The following is a 15,511-nucleotide window of genomic DNA, read 5'->3' as shown; positions in this document are numbered from 1 at the left end:
ACACCGGTCAGAAGAACACCACCGTGCCGGAGTGCACCCGGCGGCGGAACGTCCACCACATCCACGCCTGCATCGCCGCCAGCACCGGTACCAGGACGACGAGGAAGCCGCTCAGCACCCCCAGCGTCGCCGGGTCCGCGGTGACGTCCGTCAGGCCGCCGGCCAGCCGCAGGCTCGCCAGCACCGCGGGTACGGCCGCCGCCGTGGAGGTCAGCGCGACGGCGGCGCCGTACCGGGACTTGGCGAGGGCGGCGGGGGCGGCCCAGAGCGCGGCGGCGGCGAGCAGCCCGAGCAGGACGACCGCCGCGGTCGTGGCGATCCCGCCGGGGCCGGGCACGGCGAGCTGCGCGAGGGAGGCGAGGGCGAGCAGCCCGGCGGCGGGGCGCGACAGGCGGGTGGCCGTGGCGACGGCGCGGGCGGCGAGGTCGGCGGGCAGGCGGGCGGCCAGGAAGACGGCGCCGTGGGTGGTGAACAGCAGCACCATCACCACGGCCCACACCGCCGCGTTGATCCCGGCCACGAGCCAGCGGTCGGTCAGCGGCGGCGGCCCGGTCAGCAGCGCGCCCACGAGCAGCCCCCAGAAGACGGCGAACACCCCGCTGGAGGCGCCGAGCATCGCATCCCACCCGGCCCGCCAGCGCGGCGAGGGGCGGCGGCTGCGGAACCAGATGGCCGCGTCGCGCACCACCCAGATGAGCAGCCCGGCCACGATGAGCAGGTACAGCCCGCCGAGCAGGTGGTCCTTCATCACCGGGAAGGCGCCGGCGAGCACGCCGCCGACGGCCACCAGCCACACCTCGTTGCCCAGGAAGAAGGGGCCGATGGAGGTGAGGACGGCGCGCCGCTCGTACTCGCCGCCGCCCAGGCGGCGCAGCAGCAGCCCGGCGCCGATGTCGAAGCCGTCCACGACGAAGTACCCGGCGAACAGCAGGCCCAGCAGGATCGGCCAGAGGAGGTCCATGGTCTGCTCCTTCAGAAGCTGTGGGCAGAGGCGGGCTTGGCCACCTGTTCGAGGGTGGAGCCGAACAGCTCGTCGTCCGGGCCTTTCCGGACGAGGCGCGCGATCAGCACGTAGTCCACGACCGCCAGCGTGCCGAGCACCAGCGTGAACCCGACGAAGGAGAGCAGCACGACGGCGGCCGGGAGATCGGAGACGGCCTTGTCGGTCGTGAGCAGGCCGTAGACGGTCCAGGGCTGGCGGCCCACCTCGCGCACCAGCCAGCCGGCGATCACCGAGACGAACGGCAGCGGCACCATGACCACGAGCACGTAGAGGGGCACGCGCAGCCGTACCACCCAGTTGCGGAACAACAGGATGAGGCAGACGAGCAGGATGAGCGCCATGATGAAGGCGCTGTTCATCATGATCTGGTACGGCACGCCGATCCATCCGGGCGGCGCCCAGTCACCGGGACCGAACTGCTGCTCCATGGCCTGTTGCGCGGCGGCCATGCGTTCCGGCTCGCCGTACATCTGGGCGAGTTTGGCCGGTTGGGTCTTCTCGATCACGACCTCCTGGAGGAAGCCCCAGTGGATGATCGAGAACGCGCCGATCGGGGCGGCGACGAGCCCCCAGCGCATCGAGCGGCGGAAGACGTCGGTCTCCTGGGTGCGCTTGATGAAGTGCCAGGCGCTGATCCCCGCGACGAACAGCCCGCCGGCCAGCACCGCGGCGGAGATCACGTGCAGCAGCGTGTCGATGAGGTTGCTGTTGGCGAGCAGCGCGCCGAAGTCGGTGAGGTAGGCCTGGTCACCGCGCATCTCGTAGCCCACCGGATGCTGCAGGAACGCGTTGGCCACCATGATCCAGAACGCCGAGGCGTAGGCGGTGAGCGCCACCAGCCAGATCAGCGCGAGATGGACGCCCTTGCGGATGCGGTCCCAGCCGAAGATCCACATGCCGAGGAAGGTGGCCTCGGCGACGAAGGCGATCAGCGTCTCCAGGGCCAGCGGCACGCCGAAGACGTTGCCCGTCATCTTCGACAGGCCGCTCCAGTTCAGGCCGAACTGGAACTCCATCACGAGGCCCGTGACGATGCCGACCGCGTAGTTGACGACGTAGATCTTGCCCCAGAACTTCGTCATGCGGCGATAGACCGGGTTCCCGGTGATCGTGTAGGCGGTCTGCATGCCCGCCACGAACAGCACCAGCCCCAGCGTCAGCGTGACGAAGAGGAAGTGGAGCGAGGTCGTCGTCGCGAACTGCAGCCTCGACAACAGCAGGTTGTCCATGGTTCACCAGCCTGTCAGTCCGGTTCGGAAGGGGGCGTCCGCCGTGAGGAGGTTTCCGCGCCTACCCCGGCGGACGCAGTGGGCGCGAGCGGCTACTCCCCCTGAGGTAGCCGGCTGTTGACGAGGTCGATGAACTCGCTGGGCAGCTTCACGCCGCCGACCTCGTCGTCGCCGAGCTTGACCCCGAACTCGCGCTCGACGCGCACGGTCATCTCCAGTACGGCCAGCGAGTCGTAGTCCAGGTCCGCGAACGGCGTCTCGAGGATGTCGCCGTCCAGGTCGACGGCCTCTCCCTCACCCGCGGCCTCCCTCATGATGCGCCGCAGGTCGTCCAGGGTGAACACGGTCATGGTCGCTTCCCTTCTTCGTTGGGTTGGGCAGTTTGAGCACGAGGGTGGCCAGCAGCCCGACGCCCGCGCAGGCGGCCGCGGCGAGCAGGACCAGCGTGAGCGCCGACCCGTAGCCGCCGGTGACCGCGGCGCGCAGCGCCTCGGGCAGCGCGCTGACCGTCTCGGGGTCGCCGGCGGCGGCCACGGCCTGGCCGAGCTGGTTCTCCGGCACGCGGGCGGCCAGCTCGGCCGCGAGCTTGGCCTGGAAGGCGCCGCTCAGCGCGGCCAGGCCGAGCGTGCCGCCGAGCTGGCGGCTGAGCGACTGCAGCCCGATGGCCGACCCGAGGTCGCAGCGGGGCGCGTGGTTCATGACGGCCACGGAGTAGACCTGGAAGATCAGCGCCAGCCCGATGCCGAACACGAGCGCGCCGGCCAGCATCGCCGGCCCGCTCGCCCCGGCCAGCGCGACCAGCCCGCCGGTGAGCAGCACGCCGCCGAGCACGGCGAACAACTGGGGCCGGGCGGCGCGGGCCATGAGCGAGCTGAGGCCCAGGGAGACGATCAGCGATCCGGCGGTGAGCGGGATCAGCGCCAGCCCGGCACCGGTGGCCGACTCGCCGCGCGCCACCATGAGCAGCGGCAGGAACGTGACCGAGGCGAACATCGTGAGGCCGGTGACGAAGCCCTGCACGTTCGCGACCACGAGCACCGGGTCGCGGAACAGCCGCAGCGGGATGATCGGCTGCTCGGCCCGGCGCTCCACCCGCAGCCAGGCGATCAGCAGCACGACCGCCGCCGCGCCCAGCCCGACGACCACCGGCGAGCCCCACGCATAGGCGCCGCCCGCCCAGCTACTGACCAGCACCAGGCAGGTGCACACGCCGCCGAGCAGCGCCGCGCCCAGGTAGTCGATCCGGACCGGCGCCTCGGGCCTGGGCAGCAGCCGGGTCCTGGCGATGAGCGCGACCGCGATCAGCGCCACGGGCACGGTCAGCCAGAACGTCCAGCGCCAGTCGATCCAGTCGGTGATGAGGCCGCCCAGGAACGGGCTGATGGCCGCCGAGGCGTTGAGCGTGGTCGCGAACCAGATCTGGTAGCGCATCCGCTGCTCGGGGGTGAGCAGCTCGGCGTAGATGGCCATGGCCGAGACCATGAGGCCGCCCGCGCCGACGCCCTGGACGATGCGGAAGAGCACGAGCTGCGGCATCGACTGGGCCAGCGCGCACAGCACCGACCCGGCGGTCAGCAGGGCCAGCGCGAGCACGAAGACCTGCTTGCGGCCGAGGACGTCGCTGAGCTTGCCGTACAGGGGGGTGGTGACGGTGGAGGCGAGCACCGCGCCCGTGGTGACCCAGGCGAACAGGTCCAGCCGCCCGAACTCGCCCACGATCGCGGGCAGCGCGGTCGCGGTGATGTTGAGGTCCACCATCGCCAGGAACTGCGCCAGCGCCACGGCGACCAGCGGCAGCGCCACGCTCTGGCGGCGCGTTCCGGTGCTCACCATCGCCACTCCTCTTCCTCCTGGCGTTCCTCCTCCGGCACCGGGAACCAGATCCAGAACACCCCGGCCTTCGCGATCTGCTCCAGCACGTGCATGACCACGCCCTTCACCGGCTTTCCCGGCACAGGACGCGCGCCAGCGCGTCCGGAAGCTCCCCGGGTTCCGTGCCGCGCCAGGCCACGATCCCGTCCGGCCGCACCAGCACGGCCCCGTCCGGCTCCACGCCGTAGCGCGCCGCCCACTCCGGCTCCCGCACGACGTGCACCTCCAGATCAGGTACGGCCGCGCGCCACCGCTCACCGGAGGACCCGGTCAGCAGGCACGGCTCGCGCCCGAACAGGTCGAGCGTCGAGCGGCCGTCACCGAGCTGGACGTGCGGCGCCCGGGTGCCCGGCTCGCCCACCGGCTCGGCGTAGTCGCCCTGGCCGTAGCGGAAGCCCAGCGTGAGCGTCAGGTCGTCGAGCAGTCCCGCGTCGGCGGGCGGGCGGCCGAAGCCGGTGCCCGAGGTGACCCTGCGCAGGCACTGCTCGACCGTGAACTCCGCCACCGGGGCGCGCTCGGCCTCGTAGGTGTCGAGCAGTTCCGGCCCCGCCTTGCCACGCAGCACGTGGGCCAGCTTCCAGGCGAGGTTGTGCGCGTCCTGGATGCCGGTGCTGGCGCCGAAGCCGCCGACCGGAGGCATCACGTGGACCGCGTCCCCGGCCAGGAACACGCGGCCGTCGCCGTACCGGGTGGCCGACAGGGCCGACAGCTCCCACGACTGGGTGTCGAGGATGCGCACCGGCAGGCCGGGGGCGCCGATCGCGGCCCTGACGAGCTGGACGCAGCGCGGCCACGGGTAGTCGGCCGAGCTCTGGCCCTTGGCCGGGTCGTACTGGATGTAGAGGGTGCCCTGCGTGAGCGTGTCGTCGTGGACGAGCAGCCCCTCGACGGTGTCGTTGACCACCTGGCAGATGGCGAAGCGGCGGTCACCGAGGTACTCGCGCAGGTCGGCCTTGAACACGATGCTGAGCTGGCGCAGCAGTGCGGGCGTGCCCTTGAGCTCGATGCCGAGGCGCTGCCTGACCCGGCTGCGCACCCCGTCGGCGCCGATCAGGTACCGGGCCCTGATCCGCTCCGCCGTACCGTCGGTCCTGCTGCGCACGGTCGCGGTGACGCCTTCGCCGTCCTGCTCGAAGGCCGACAGCTCGACGCCGAAGCCGACCCGCGCGCCCAGCTCGACCGCGTGCGCCCGCAGCAGCGGCTCCAGCCGGTCCTGGCTGCACAGCGCCCACGGCGAGGGGCTGAGCCGGTCCAGGTCGGTGGCGGTGGGCAGGTCGGCGCGGAACATCTCCCGGCCGGTCAGGCTCTCGACCCGGGCCCGCATGGTGTGCCCGGCGAAGCCCCTGCTGGCCTCCAGTACGGCAGGCTCCAGGCCGATCTGGCGCATCAGCTCGACCGCGCGCGGGTTGAAGCCCCGCGCCCTCGGGTGGATGGACAGGTCGGCGCGGCGCTCCACCACCCGGCAGGAGACGCCGTGCCAGGCCAGGAAGGCGGCGGCCGACAGGCCGACCACGCCGCCGCCGACGATGAGTACCTCGGTCTCGCTCATGGCTTGCGGGCGGTGATGAGCGTGTTGTGCGTGCCGAGCTCGGCCTCGGTCAGGCCGGTGAATCCGGCCTTCTCCAGCCAGGAGCGGCAGTCGGCGCGCGTGTACTCCGAGCCGTGCGGCGTGACCATGAGCATGTTGAGGCTGGTCAGCAGCGCTCCGGCCGGTCCCTGGCGATCGTCGTCGATCATCGGGTCGCAGATCAGCAGCACGCCGCCGGACGGCAGCGCGGAGAAGGCGGCGGCCACGAGCTGTTCGCGCTCGCTCACCCCCCAGTCGTGCAGCACGTGGCTCATGACCAGTGCCTGCGCGCCGGGCATCGGGTCCTCGAAGAAGTTGCCGGGGTGGAAGGTGATCTTCCCGGTGAGCCCGAGCTGGGTCATGTGCTCGTCGAAGACCGGCGCGACGCCGGGCAGGTCCATGACGCCCGCCTCGACGTGCGGGTGGCGGCGCAGGATCGCCGCGGCCAGGTTGCCGCGCGCCCCGCCCACGTCGACCACCGAGGTGACCTTGGACCAGTCGAACGCCTCGGCGAGCACCGGGCCGATCATCCCGTTCAGGTAGTCCATGCCGGCGGTGAAGTTCCGCCAGGCGGCGGTGGTCCGGTACTGCTCGGTGAACATCTGCGCACCCGAGCCCCACCGGTTCTGCGGCTCACCGGTGCGCAGGGCGTCGATGAGCTGGTTCCAGCGGGCGTCGGCCGCGTTCAGGAAGGCGCCCACGTAGGAGGCCCGGTCGGAGTTGAGGTAGTGCTCGGCCAGCGGGGTGTTGTGGTAGATCTCGCCCTCGCGGGTGAGCACGCCGAGCGCCACGAGCGTGTCGAAGAAGTCGCGGGCGCCGCGCGGGTGCAGTTCCAGGCGCTTGGCCAGTTCGTCGGACGAGGCCGGCGCGCCGGACAGGGTGGTGAAGACGCCGAGCTCGGCCGCCGTCAGCACCGTCTTGCGGCTGAAGTAGGCCGTGCCGAGGCGCCACAGCGGCTCTGCGCTGACGGCGGGCGCGGTCATCTCGCTGGTCATACGGGACCTCCATCGGTGGTGAGCTGGAAGGACGGGTGTGCGGGGCCCGGTCGCAACCGGGCGGCGATACGGGTGCGGGCCAGCGCGAGCGCGGCCGCGACGATGAGGGGCAGGATCGTGAGCGCGAGGAAGTAGCCGGGCCCCGGGCCCTGGGCGGCGGCCTGCGGACCCGGCCCGCCGGGCATGGCCAGCCGCGCGAACTGGCCGCCGACGACGGCGCCGACCGCCCCGGCCAGCCACCACAGCCCCATGAGCTGGCTGGTGGCCCCGGCGGGCGCGACCATCGCGGTCACGCCGAGCCCGACCGTGCCGATGATCAGCTCGGCGATCGACAGCGTCAGGTAGACCACGACCAGCCACAGCGGGGAGGCCGCCGGGCTCTGCGCGGCGAAGACCATGAGCAGGAAGCTCCCGGCCGCGATCACCAGTCCCGCCGCCAGCTTCACCGGTACGGCCAGCCGCCCCGCCGGCCCGCTCCACACGCGGGCCAGCACCGGCGCCGCCAGCAGCACGAACAGCGGGTGCAGCGACTGGAACCAGCTCGCCGGCACCAGGAACCCGCCCACCTGCCGGTCGGTCGAGACCGCGGCGAAGTGGTTGAGCACCGAGTTGCTCTGGCTGACCAGCAGGAACAGCACGGTCGTGGTGAGGAAGACCCAGGCGTAGGCGCGCAGCCGTACCCTCTCCTCGGGGGTGGCCCGCTTGAGGATCACCCGCGAGTACGGCACCGGCGCGAGGAGCACCAGCAGACCCACTACGGCCACGAGCAGTTCCACCCGCAGCACGCCCTGGACGGCGGCGGCGACCAGCCCGGCCGCCACGACGGCCACGATCACGGCGCTCCACAGCCGGAGCCTGCGCACGGTGGCCGGTTCGGCGGGCTGGCCTGGCTCGCGCCCCACCTCGCCGAAGTGCCTGCGGCCGCGGGCGAAGACGGCGATGCCGATGCCCATCCCGACCGCGGCGGTGCCGAAGCCGAGATGCCAGTCGACGGTCTCGCCCACGAATCCGGTGATCAGCGGGGCGAGCAGCGCGCCCACCTGGATGCTGACGAAGAAGACGGAGAAGGCCGCCTCCCGCTCGGCCGCCTGGCCGGGCGGGTAGAAGGAGCCGAGCAGCGCCGAGAGGTTCGGCTTGAGCAGGCCGGTTCCCGCCGCGATCAGCGTGATGCCCAGGTAGAACGTCGCTTCGGCCGGCACCACGAGCGTGAGGTGGCCGCAGGCGATGAGGATCGCCCCGGACAGGACCGCGCGCTGCGGCCCGAAGACCCGGTCGCCCAGCCAGCCGCCCGGCACCGAGGCGACGAACGTGGCCGAGATGTAGAGCCCGACCAGGGCGCCGGCGCTGCCGGGAGGCATACCGAGCCCGTCGGGGCTGGTCGCGTAGAGGAAGAGGATGGCCATCATCCCGAAGAAGCTGAATCGCTCCCACAGGTCGGTCATGAACAGCGTGCTGAACCAGCGCGGCTGTCGCCAGGGAAGCAGCGAAGGCGCCATGGGCATCCACTCCCGTCGCTCGGGGGCCGGTCCGTCGGCAGCGATGCTGGCACCCGGATCTTGTGCCGGGTTTGTGTCTCCTTGGTGCCCGAGTCGTCTCCAACGCCGCTCAACGTCCGCACGACGGCCGCCCGGTATGGCTGGGGGCATGCGCAGATTCCCCTTCGTCCCCCGCTGCCCCGGCGAGCCGGCGCCCGAGTTCGAGCAGCTCAGGCGGGAGGAGCCGGTGAGCAAGGTGACCTTCCCGACCGGCGACACCGCCTGGCTGGTCACCACCTACGAGGACAACAAGACCGTGATGGGCGACCAGCGCTTCAGCCGGGCCCACACCACCCGGCCGGGCGCGCCCCGCCTGCAGCCGATCCCGCCGGACCCGGCCTCGATGTTCAGCATGGATCCGCCCGAGCACACGCGGCTGCGGCGGCTGGTCTCACCGGCCTTCAACAACCGCAGGACCGCCGCGCTGCGCCCGGTCATCGAACGCGAGGTGGACCTGCTCGTCGCCGCGCTGAAGGCGGCGGGGCCGCCCGCCGACCTGGTCACGCTGTTCGCCCGGCGGCTGCCGATCACCGTCATCTGCGAGCTGCTCGGGGTGCCCGCCGCCGACCGCGACACGATCGCCGGGTTCGTGGACGTCCTGCTCAGCCTCACCCAGTACCCGCCCGAGCAGGTGGCGGCCACCCGCGCCGAGCTCAAAGACTATTTGGCCGGGCTCATCGCCGACCGCCGCGCCGCGCCGCGCGACGACCTGGTCAGCGAGCTCATCGCGATGCGCGACTCCGGCGACCGGCTCAGCGAGGACGAGCTGGTCATGCTCGGCGCCACCGTCCTGACCGGCGGCTTCCTCAGCACCGCCAGCGAGATCGCGCTGTCGTTCCTGTGCCTGTTCCGCCACCCCGCCGAGCTCGAACGGCTGCGCGCCGACCCCGGCCTGCTGCCGTCCGCGGTGGACGAGCTGCTGCGCTACAACGCCCTCACCACCGGCGGCGGCCTGCTGCGGATCGCCACCGAGGACGTGAAGCTGGGCAATGTGACCGTCGCCGCGGGCGAGGCCGTGCTGCCGGCGATCTCCGCGGCCAACCGGGACCCGGGCGTCTTCCGCGACCCCGACGTGTTCGACGTCGGCCGCGAGGACAACCCGCACCTCACGTTCGGCCACGGGATGCACTACTGCCTGGGCGCCCGCCTGGCCCGGCTGGAGCTGGAGCTCGCGCTGGCCGGGATGTTGCGGGGGCTGCCCTCGGTACGGCTGGCCGTACCGGTGGAGGAGCTGCGCCCGCAGGGCGGGCACCTCATCCGCGGCCTGCCCGAGCTGCCCGTGACCTGGTGAGCGCGGTCACAGGCGTCTGCGCGGCGTGACCAGGCCGGACTCGAAGGCGATCACCACGAGCTGCGCCCGGTCGCGCGCGCCCAGTTTGATCATGGCCCGGCTGACGTGTGTCTTGGCGGTCGCCGGGCTGACCACCATGCGATCGGCGATCTCCTGGTTGGACAGTCCCGCCGCGACCAGGGCGACCACCTCGCGCTCGCGGTCGGTCAGCACGTCCAGCTCAGGGGTGGGGCGGTCCTCGGTCGACTTGGCGGCGTACTCGTCGATCAGCCGCCTGGTCACGCCGGGGGTGAGCAGCGCCTCTCCCCCGGCCACCACCCGGATCGCCTGCAGCAGCATCGCCGGCTCGGTGTCCTTGACGAGGAAGCCGCTGGCGCCGGCGCGCAGGCTCTTGAAGACGTACTCGTCCAGCTCGAACGTGGTCAGGATGACCACGCGCACGCCGTCCAGGCGGGGGTTCTCCGCGATGCGGCGCGTGGCCTCGATGCCGTCCATCTCTGGCATGCGCACGTCCATGAGGACGATGTCGGGCCTGAGCCGCGCGGCCAGTTCCAGGGCGTGGCGGCCGTCGCCGGCCTCGCCGACGACCTCGATGTCGGTCTCGAAGTGGAGCAGCGCCCGCAGGCCCGCCCTGATCAGCGGCTGGTCGTCGGCCAGCACCACCCTGATCACGCCGCCAGCCCCCTCACCGGCAGCCTGGCCTCGACGAGGAAGCCGCCGCCCGGCGCGGGGCCCGCGTCGAAGACGCCGTTCAGCGACGCCGCGCGCTCGCGCATGCCCACCAGACCGTTCCCCTCTCCGGGCGTGCCGCCCACGCCGTCGTCGCGCACCTCCACCAGCAGCTCGCCGCCCGAGCAGCGCACCGACACCTCGGCGCGGGCGGCCCCGGCATGTTTGATGATATTGGTCAGAGCTTCCTGAACAATCCGGTAAACCGCTAGATCCACGGTTTTGGGGAGTTCGGGGCAGTCCTCGGGCAGGGTGAGGTCCACCTCGATGCCGCCGGATCTGGCCCGCCGTACCAGCTCGGGAAGGCGGTCCATGCCGGGGGCGGGGGCGAGCGGCTGCTCGCCCTCGTCCACGTCGCGCAGCACCCCGAGCGCGCCCCTCAGCTCCACCAGGACCTCCTTGCTCACCCGGCGGATGTCGCCGAGCGCCCGGCGGGCCTGCTCGGGGTCGCGGTCGATCAGGTGCTCCGAGACGCCCGCCTGGAGGTTGATCACCGAGATGCTGTGGGCCAGCAGGTCGTGCAGTTCGCGGGCGATGCGCAGGCGCTCCTCGGTCACCCGCCGCCTGGCCTCCTCCTCGCGGGCGCGCTCGGCCTGCGCCATCCGCTCGCGCTCGGCGATGAGCTGCTCGCGGCGGTTGCGCGAGATCTCGCCCAGGATGAGGATCGCGAACAGCCAGGTCACGAACCACACCGTGCCCTGCACGCCCGGCGGGCGGGTGCCGAACCAGCCCAGCATCAGGGTGCCCGCCAGCCACGCCAGCGCGCCGCCTCCGGCGAGCCTGCGGTAGCCGCCGCTCGCCACCGTGAACAGCGCGATCGACGGCGGGATCGTCGAAGCTCCCCCGGGAAAGTCGAGACCCTGGTATACCAGTGCACCGGCGACGACCGACGCCACCGCGAGCACGGGCGCCCGCCGCAGGAACAGCAGCGGCAGTGACATCGCCACCAGCAGGCCGAAGCCCAGCCAGAGCGGCAGTCCGCCGGGCGGCGACTCGCGTGCGATGAAGGCGGTTCCCACGATCGTGACCGCGATGACCGCCACCACCTGCGCGACGTCCATCGGGATTCGGCGGACCATACGCAACACTGTAGGCGCTAACCAACGCCCCTCGACTGAGCCTGGAAGACCGCACCAACGGGCTTTGGCAGGGTTGCGGACATGAAGATCACCGCTAGTGATGTCGTTCCCAACCGGCGCAGAGGCGGCGACATCCGGGTCCTGCTCAGCCCGAAGACCGTGCGGAGCACCTCGGGCTTCATGGGGGTGCTCAGGCTCGCGCCCGGCGAGTACGTCGCCGAGCACTACCACCCCCACTCCGAGGAGTTCCTTTACGTCGTCCGCGGCACGCTCACCATGCGCGTGGAGGACGAGACGGTCGAGCTCGGTCCCGGCGACGGCCTCATGGTGCCCATCGGCGCCAGGCACCGGCTCGTCAACACCGGAGCCGAGGAGGGCGAGGCCGTCTTCCACCTCAGCCCGCTCGCGCCCCGCCCGGAGCTCGGCCACGTCGACACCGAGGAGCCGCCCCACGCCCACGAGTCCTCCCCTCAGGTCGGCGGGGCGCGGCTGTGAGACGCCGGGTCGTGATCACCGGGATCGGCATGGTCACACCTGGAGGTGTGGGCACCAAGGCCACCTGGGAGATGCTCACCGCCGGCCGCTCGGCCACCCGCCTCATCCAGTCCTTCGACGCCGGGGCCTTCCGCTCGCCGCTGGCGGCGGAGGTCGACTTCGACCCCGCCGCCGCGGGGCTCACCGCCCGCCAGGTGCGCAGGATGGACCGCGCCGCGCAGTTCGCCGTCGTCAGCGCCCGAGAGGCACTGGCCGACAGCGGCCTGCCCGAGGTGGACCCCGGCCGGATCGGGGTCAGCCTGGGCAGCGCCGTCGGCTGCACGGTCAGCCTGGAGGAGGAGTACGTCGTGCTCAGCGACGCCGGCAAGCGCTGGCTGCTCGACCACGAGTACGGCGTGCCCCACCTCTACGGTCACATGGTGCCGAGCACGCTGGCCGTCGAGGTCGCCTGGGAGACTGGGGCGGAGGGTCCCGTGCAGCTCGTCTCCAACGGGTGCACCTCAGGGCTCGACGCCGTCGGGTACGGCGCGCAGCTCGTCGCCGAGGGCACGGTGGACGTGGCGATCGCCGGAGCCACCGACGCCCCCGTCTCACCGATCACCGTGGCGTGCTTCGACGCCATCAAGGCCACCACCGCCGACACCAGCGATCCCGCCGCCGCCTCCCGGCCGTTCGACCGCACGCGCAGCGGGTTCGTTCTCGGGGAGGGCGCGGCCGTACTCGTGCTGGAAGAGCTCGAAGCCGCACGGGCGCGCGGCGCGCACATCTACGCCGAGGTGGCCGGATACGCCGCGCGCAGCAACGCCTTCCACATGACCGGCCTCAAGCCCGACGGCAGGGAGATGGCCGAGGCCATCACCGTCGCCCTCGGCGAGGCCAGGCTCGACCCCACCGACGTGGACTACATCAACGCCCACGGCTCGGGGACCAAGCAGAACGACCGCCACGAGACCGCCGCCTTCAAGCGCAGCCTCGGGCAGCACGCCTACGAAGTGCCGGTCAGCTCGATCAAATCCATGGTCGGACACTCGCTCGGGGCGATCGGCGCGATCGAGGTCGCCGCCTCCGCCCTGGCGATCGAGCACCAGATCGTCCCGCCCACGGCGAACCTGCACCACCCCGACCCGGAATGCGACCTCGACTACGTGCCGCTGACGGCCCGCGATCACAGGACCGACGTGGTGCTGAGTGTCGGCAGCGGGTTCGGGGGGTTCCAGACCGCCATGGTGCTGGCCAAGCACGAGAAGGGAGATTCGTGAGGGAACGCCTCGGCGTCACCGGCATCGGCGTGATCGCGCCGAACGGCACCACCACTGAGGACTACTGGGCGGCTACGCTCGACGGCCGCAGCGGCATCGGCCCCATCACCCGCTTCGACCCCGCCTCCTACCCGGCGCGGCTGGCCGGCGAGGTGCGCGGGTTCACCGCACGCGAGCTGCTGCCCAGCCGCATCACCACCCAGACCGACCACTGGACCCACATGGGCCTGGTGGCCGCCGACCGCGCCCTCTCCGACGCGGGGGTACGGCCGGCCGACCTGCCCGAGTACGAGATGACCGTCGTGACCGCCAGTTCGTCGGGCGGGACGGAGTTCGGGCAGAAGGAGATGACCGGGCTCTGGGGCAAGGGACCCGACCACGTCGGGGCGTACCAGTCGATCGCCTGGTTCTACGCGGCCTCCACGGGACAGATCTCCATCCGCAACGGGATGCGCGGGCCGTGCGCGGCGATCGCCACCGAGCAGGCGGGCGGGCTGGACGCGGTCGGGCAGGCGCGGCGGATGCTGCGCTCGGGGGCCCGGCTGGCGCTGGTCGGGGGGACCGACGCCTCCCTGTGCCCGTACGGTCTGGTGGCGCAGTTGTCCAGCGGAGGATTGAGCACGCATTCTGATGCTTCGCGGGCTTATGTTCCATTTGACGAGAAGGCTTGCGGTTACGTGCCCGGGGAGGGCGGCGCGATGTTCACCGTCGAGCGCATCGACGGATCGCGTACGCCGGTTTATGGCTATATATCGGGATATGCGGCGACATTCGACCCTCCCCCGGAGCGGGACCGTCCGCCGACCCTCGTCAACGCCATCAGGCGAGCCCTGGCGGACGCGGACCTCGGCCCCGAAGACATCGACGTGGTGTTCGCCGACGCCATGGGCCTGCCCGCCGCGGACCGGGCCGAAGCGGAAGCTCTGAACGCGGTTTTCGGTCCCCACAAAGTCCCGGTTACTGCGCCCAAAACCATGACCGGACGCCTTTACGCCGGGGGCGCGGCCCTGGATGTCGCCACGGCTCTGCTGAGCATGCGTGATGGTGTGATCCCGCCGACAGTGGGAACGACAGACCCCGTGCACTCTCTGGGTCTCGACCTCGTCCTCGGCCGGCCCCGCGAGCGCACCCTGCGCACAGCCTTGGTGGTCGCCCGCGGATTCGGCGGCTTCAACGCCGCCCTCGTGCTCACCAAGTGAATAGGGGGAGCAGACAATACCAACATGGAATTGACGGCGCAACCAGACATTGGACCGTTGCCATTCCTTGCCAGGTCTGCTTATTCTGAGTCAACTCCCATGCAAATCGAAGATGGGCGGCGGCTTGCCTCCGCCCGTCTCCATGCGCTTCGATCCGCATTCAACGGGGTAGGTAAAATGCTGGAGTTCAAAGTTCTGGGGGCACTGGAAGTCCTTGAAAACGGCCGTGTATGCACACCCACACCGCCCAAAGTCCTACGCGTGCTGGCGCTCCTGCTTCTGCGCGCCAACCGCGTCGTCCCCATCGAGACCCTGGTCGAGGAGCTGTGGGGCGACAACCCCGCGAGGACCGCGGTCACGACCACACAGACGTACATCTACCAGGTAAGGAAGCTCATCGACCGAGACCGCTCAGGCACCGACGAGGAGCTCCTCGTCACGAAGTGGCCCGGGTACATGCTCAGGCTCCCCGCCGGGGCGCTGGACGCGGACACCTTCGAGGCACTGGTCACCCAGGGCCGCACACATCTGGAGCAGGGCCGCGCGGCAGAGGCGGCGCCGATATTGCACCAAGCGCTGAATTTGTGGACCGACTTACCGCTGGCGAATGTACCGCAGGGCACCATTCTGGCGACGCACACGCAGAGTCTAATGGAACAACGCCTACGCGCGATCGAACTTCGTATCCAAGCGGACAGTCAATTGGGCCGCCACGTGGAACTCATCGGGGAGCTGCGCGAGCTGATAGCTGAGTACCCATTCAATGAATGGTTGCATGAGCAGCTGATTTCCGCGTTGAATCATGCCGGACGGCGAAGTGACGCGTTGCTCGCCTACCAAGAGATTCGCTCGACATTGCACACGGAACTGGGCCTCGAACCCTCGACCCAGCTTCAGCGCCTGCAGCACGAGGTGCTGTCCAACCAGCCGGTTCGGGTGTCTCGGCTGAAAGCCTAGCCGTTGGCCGGCCCGAGCGCCCCCTCGCACGACCACAACTGAACAGAACCACCCGGGACCACCCGCTGGCTCCGAGCAAGAGTTGTCAGGCAACATTCGGCAACCCCCGCGCAGCGCCCCCGCACCCCCCACCGCGGCCCGCGCCCAGCGCCACCCTCACACCCCAAGCACCCCCACCACCCCCTCCCCCGTGTGCCCTGCGCCCGCATACCCCTCCCCCGCGCGCCTCCACGCCCGCGCCCCCGCCCCACGCGCACCCCGCGACGTCGCCCGGCCGAGCACTCCCCGCCCCACGCGCGCC

Annotated in this window: 14 protein-coding genes; 5 read left to right on the top strand and 9 right to left on the bottom strand. The window is 71.4% G+C overall.

Annotation, left to right across the window (positions count from 1 at the left end; genetic code table 11):
* Nucleotides 1-7: 7 nt before the first annotated feature.
* The 7 genes from ACIBEJ_RS21605 to ACIBEJ_RS21575 all read right to left on the bottom strand — a co-directional run bounded on the left by ACIBEJ_RS21605 (nt 8) and on the right by ACIBEJ_RS21575 (nt 8,162).
* Nucleotides 8-961, bottom strand: a complete 954-nt coding sequence (locus ACIBEJ_RS21605; RefSeq protein ID WP_397184557.1) for a cytochrome d ubiquinol oxidase subunit II — start codon at nt 959-961, stop codon at nt 8-10.
* Between the two features lie 11 nt (nt 962-972).
* Complete coding sequence (locus tag ACIBEJ_RS21600) at nt 973-2,232, bottom strand: cytochrome ubiquinol oxidase subunit I (RefSeq protein ID WP_397184556.1); 1,260 nt, start codon at nt 2,230-2,232, stop codon at nt 973-975.
* Between the two features lie 92 nt (nt 2,233-2,324).
* On the bottom strand, nt 2,325-2,582 hold the full coding sequence (locus ACIBEJ_RS21595) for an acyl carrier protein (RefSeq protein ID WP_397184555.1): 258 nt from the start codon (nt 2,580-2,582) through the stop codon (nt 2,325-2,327).
* Nucleotides 2,527-4,065 (bottom strand): MFS transporter, encoded by a 1,539-nt coding sequence (locus ACIBEJ_RS21590; RefSeq protein WP_397184554.1) that lies wholly within the window; start codon nt 4,063-4,065, stop codon nt 2,527-2,529. Before ACIBEJ_RS21590 ends, ACIBEJ_RS21595 begins: the two co-directional genes overlap by 56 nt.
* A 103-nt stretch (nt 4,066-4,168) precedes the next feature.
* Nucleotides 4,169-5,653: an FAD-dependent monooxygenase gene (locus ACIBEJ_RS21585; RefSeq protein ID WP_397184553.1), complete on the bottom strand. Its 1,485-nt coding sequence runs from the start codon at nt 5,651-5,653 to the stop codon at nt 4,169-4,171.
* Complete coding sequence (locus ACIBEJ_RS21580; RefSeq protein ID WP_397184552.1) at nt 5,650-6,666, bottom strand: methyltransferase; 1,017 nt, start codon at nt 6,664-6,666, stop codon at nt 5,650-5,652. Before ACIBEJ_RS21580 ends, ACIBEJ_RS21585 begins: the two co-directional genes overlap by 4 nt.
* Nucleotides 6,663-8,162, bottom strand: a complete 1,500-nt coding sequence (locus ACIBEJ_RS21575) for a peptide MFS transporter (RefSeq protein ID WP_397184551.1) — start codon at nt 8,160-8,162, stop codon at nt 6,663-6,665. The genes ACIBEJ_RS21580 and ACIBEJ_RS21575 overlap by 4 nt, the downstream gene beginning before the upstream one ends.
* A 148-nt stretch (nt 8,163-8,310) precedes the next feature.
* On the opposite strand from ACIBEJ_RS21575, the gene ACIBEJ_RS21570 reads away from it, so the two are divergent.
* Nucleotides 8,311-9,492, top strand: a complete 1,182-nt coding sequence (locus tag ACIBEJ_RS21570; RefSeq protein ID WP_397184550.1) for a cytochrome P450 — start codon at nt 8,311-8,313, stop codon at nt 9,490-9,492.
* A 6-nt stretch (nt 9,493-9,498) separates the two neighbouring features.
* Here ACIBEJ_RS21570 and ACIBEJ_RS21565 read toward each other — a convergent pair whose 3' ends face one another.
* A complete protein-coding gene (locus tag ACIBEJ_RS21565) occupies nt 9,499-10,164 on the bottom strand; it encodes a response regulator (RefSeq protein WP_397184549.1) in 666 nt (221 codons plus the stop codon).
* Nucleotides 10,161-11,300: a sensor histidine kinase gene (locus ACIBEJ_RS21560; protein WP_397184548.1), complete on the bottom strand. Its 1,140-nt coding sequence runs from the start codon at nt 11,298-11,300 to the stop codon at nt 10,161-10,163. The genes ACIBEJ_RS21565 and ACIBEJ_RS21560 overlap by 4 nt, the downstream gene beginning before the upstream one ends.
* Before the next feature lie 81 nt (nt 11,301-11,381).
* On the opposite strand from ACIBEJ_RS21560, the gene ACIBEJ_RS21555 reads away from it, so the two are divergent.
* From ACIBEJ_RS21555 to ACIBEJ_RS21540, 4 genes are read left to right on the top strand one after another with little or no spacing between them, the layout of a single operon-like run.
* Complete coding sequence (locus ACIBEJ_RS21555) at nt 11,382-11,795, top strand: cupin domain-containing protein (protein ID WP_397184547.1); 414 nt, start codon at nt 11,382-11,384, stop codon at nt 11,793-11,795.
* Nucleotides 11,792-13,054 (top strand): beta-ketoacyl-[acyl-carrier-protein] synthase family protein, encoded by a 1,263-nt coding sequence (locus tag ACIBEJ_RS21550; protein WP_397184546.1) that lies wholly within the window; start codon nt 11,792-11,794, stop codon nt 13,052-13,054. Before ACIBEJ_RS21555 ends, ACIBEJ_RS21550 begins: the two co-directional genes overlap by 4 nt.
* Complete coding sequence (locus ACIBEJ_RS21545) at nt 13,051-14,253, top strand: ketosynthase chain-length factor (RefSeq protein WP_397184545.1); 1,203 nt, start codon at nt 13,051-13,053, stop codon at nt 14,251-14,253. The genes ACIBEJ_RS21550 and ACIBEJ_RS21545 overlap by 4 nt, the downstream gene beginning before the upstream one ends.
* A gap of 24 nt (nt 14,254-14,277) precedes the next feature.
* Nucleotides 14,278-15,210, top strand: a complete 933-nt coding sequence (locus ACIBEJ_RS21540; RefSeq protein WP_397184544.1) for a BTAD domain-containing putative transcriptional regulator — start codon at nt 14,278-14,280, stop codon at nt 15,208-15,210.
* The last annotated feature ends 301 nt before the right edge of the window (nt 15,211-15,511 follow it).

Source organism: Nonomuraea sp. NPDC050790, assembly GCF_044456745.1.
GTDB lineage: Bacteria > Actinomycetota > Actinomycetes > Streptosporangiales > Streptosporangiaceae > Nonomuraea.
The sequence above is the reverse complement of the archived record's forward strand: the minus strand, read 5'-3'. Positions and strand labels throughout refer to the sequence as shown.

Excerpts from the sequence above, each read along its gene's own strand:
- ACIBEJ_RS21540 (WP_397184544.1), top strand. The coding sequence starts at position 14,278 with ATGGAATTGACGGCGCAACCAGACATTGGACCGTTGCCATTCCTTGCC.
- ACIBEJ_RS21605 (WP_397184557.1), bottom strand. The coding sequence starts at position 961 with ATGGACCTCCTCTGGCCGATCCTGCTGGGCCTGCTGTTCGCCGGGTAC.
- ACIBEJ_RS21555 (WP_397184547.1), top strand. The coding sequence starts at position 11,382 with ATGAAGATCACCGCTAGTGATGTCGTTCCCAACCGGCGCAGAGGCGGC.
- ACIBEJ_RS21595 (WP_397184555.1), bottom strand. The coding sequence starts at position 2,582 with ATGACCGTGTTCACCCTGGACGACCTGCGGCGCATCATGAGGGAGGCC.
- ACIBEJ_RS21570 (WP_397184550.1), top strand. The coding sequence starts at position 8,311 with ATGCGCAGATTCCCCTTCGTCCCCCGCTGCCCCGGCGAGCCGGCGCCC.
- ACIBEJ_RS21600 (WP_397184556.1), bottom strand. The coding sequence starts at position 2,232 with ATGGACAACCTGCTGTTGTCGAGGCTGCAGTTCGCGACGACGACCTCG.
- ACIBEJ_RS21590 (WP_397184554.1), bottom strand. The coding sequence starts at position 4,065 with ATGGTGAGCACCGGAACGCGCCGCCAGAGCGTGGCGCTGCCGCTGGTC.
- ACIBEJ_RS21560 (WP_397184548.1), bottom strand. The coding sequence starts at position 11,300 with ATGGTCCGCCGAATCCCGATGGACGTCGCGCAGGTGGTGGCGGTCATC.
- ACIBEJ_RS21580 (WP_397184552.1), bottom strand. The coding sequence starts at position 6,666 with ATGACCAGCGAGATGACCGCGCCCGCCGTCAGCGCAGAGCCGCTGTGG.
- ACIBEJ_RS21575 (WP_397184551.1), bottom strand. The coding sequence starts at position 8,162 with ATGGCGCCTTCGCTGCTTCCCTGGCGACAGCCGCGCTGGTTCAGCACG.
- ACIBEJ_RS21585 (WP_397184553.1), bottom strand. The coding sequence starts at position 5,653 with ATGAGCGAGACCGAGGTACTCATCGTCGGCGGCGGCGTGGTCGGCCTG.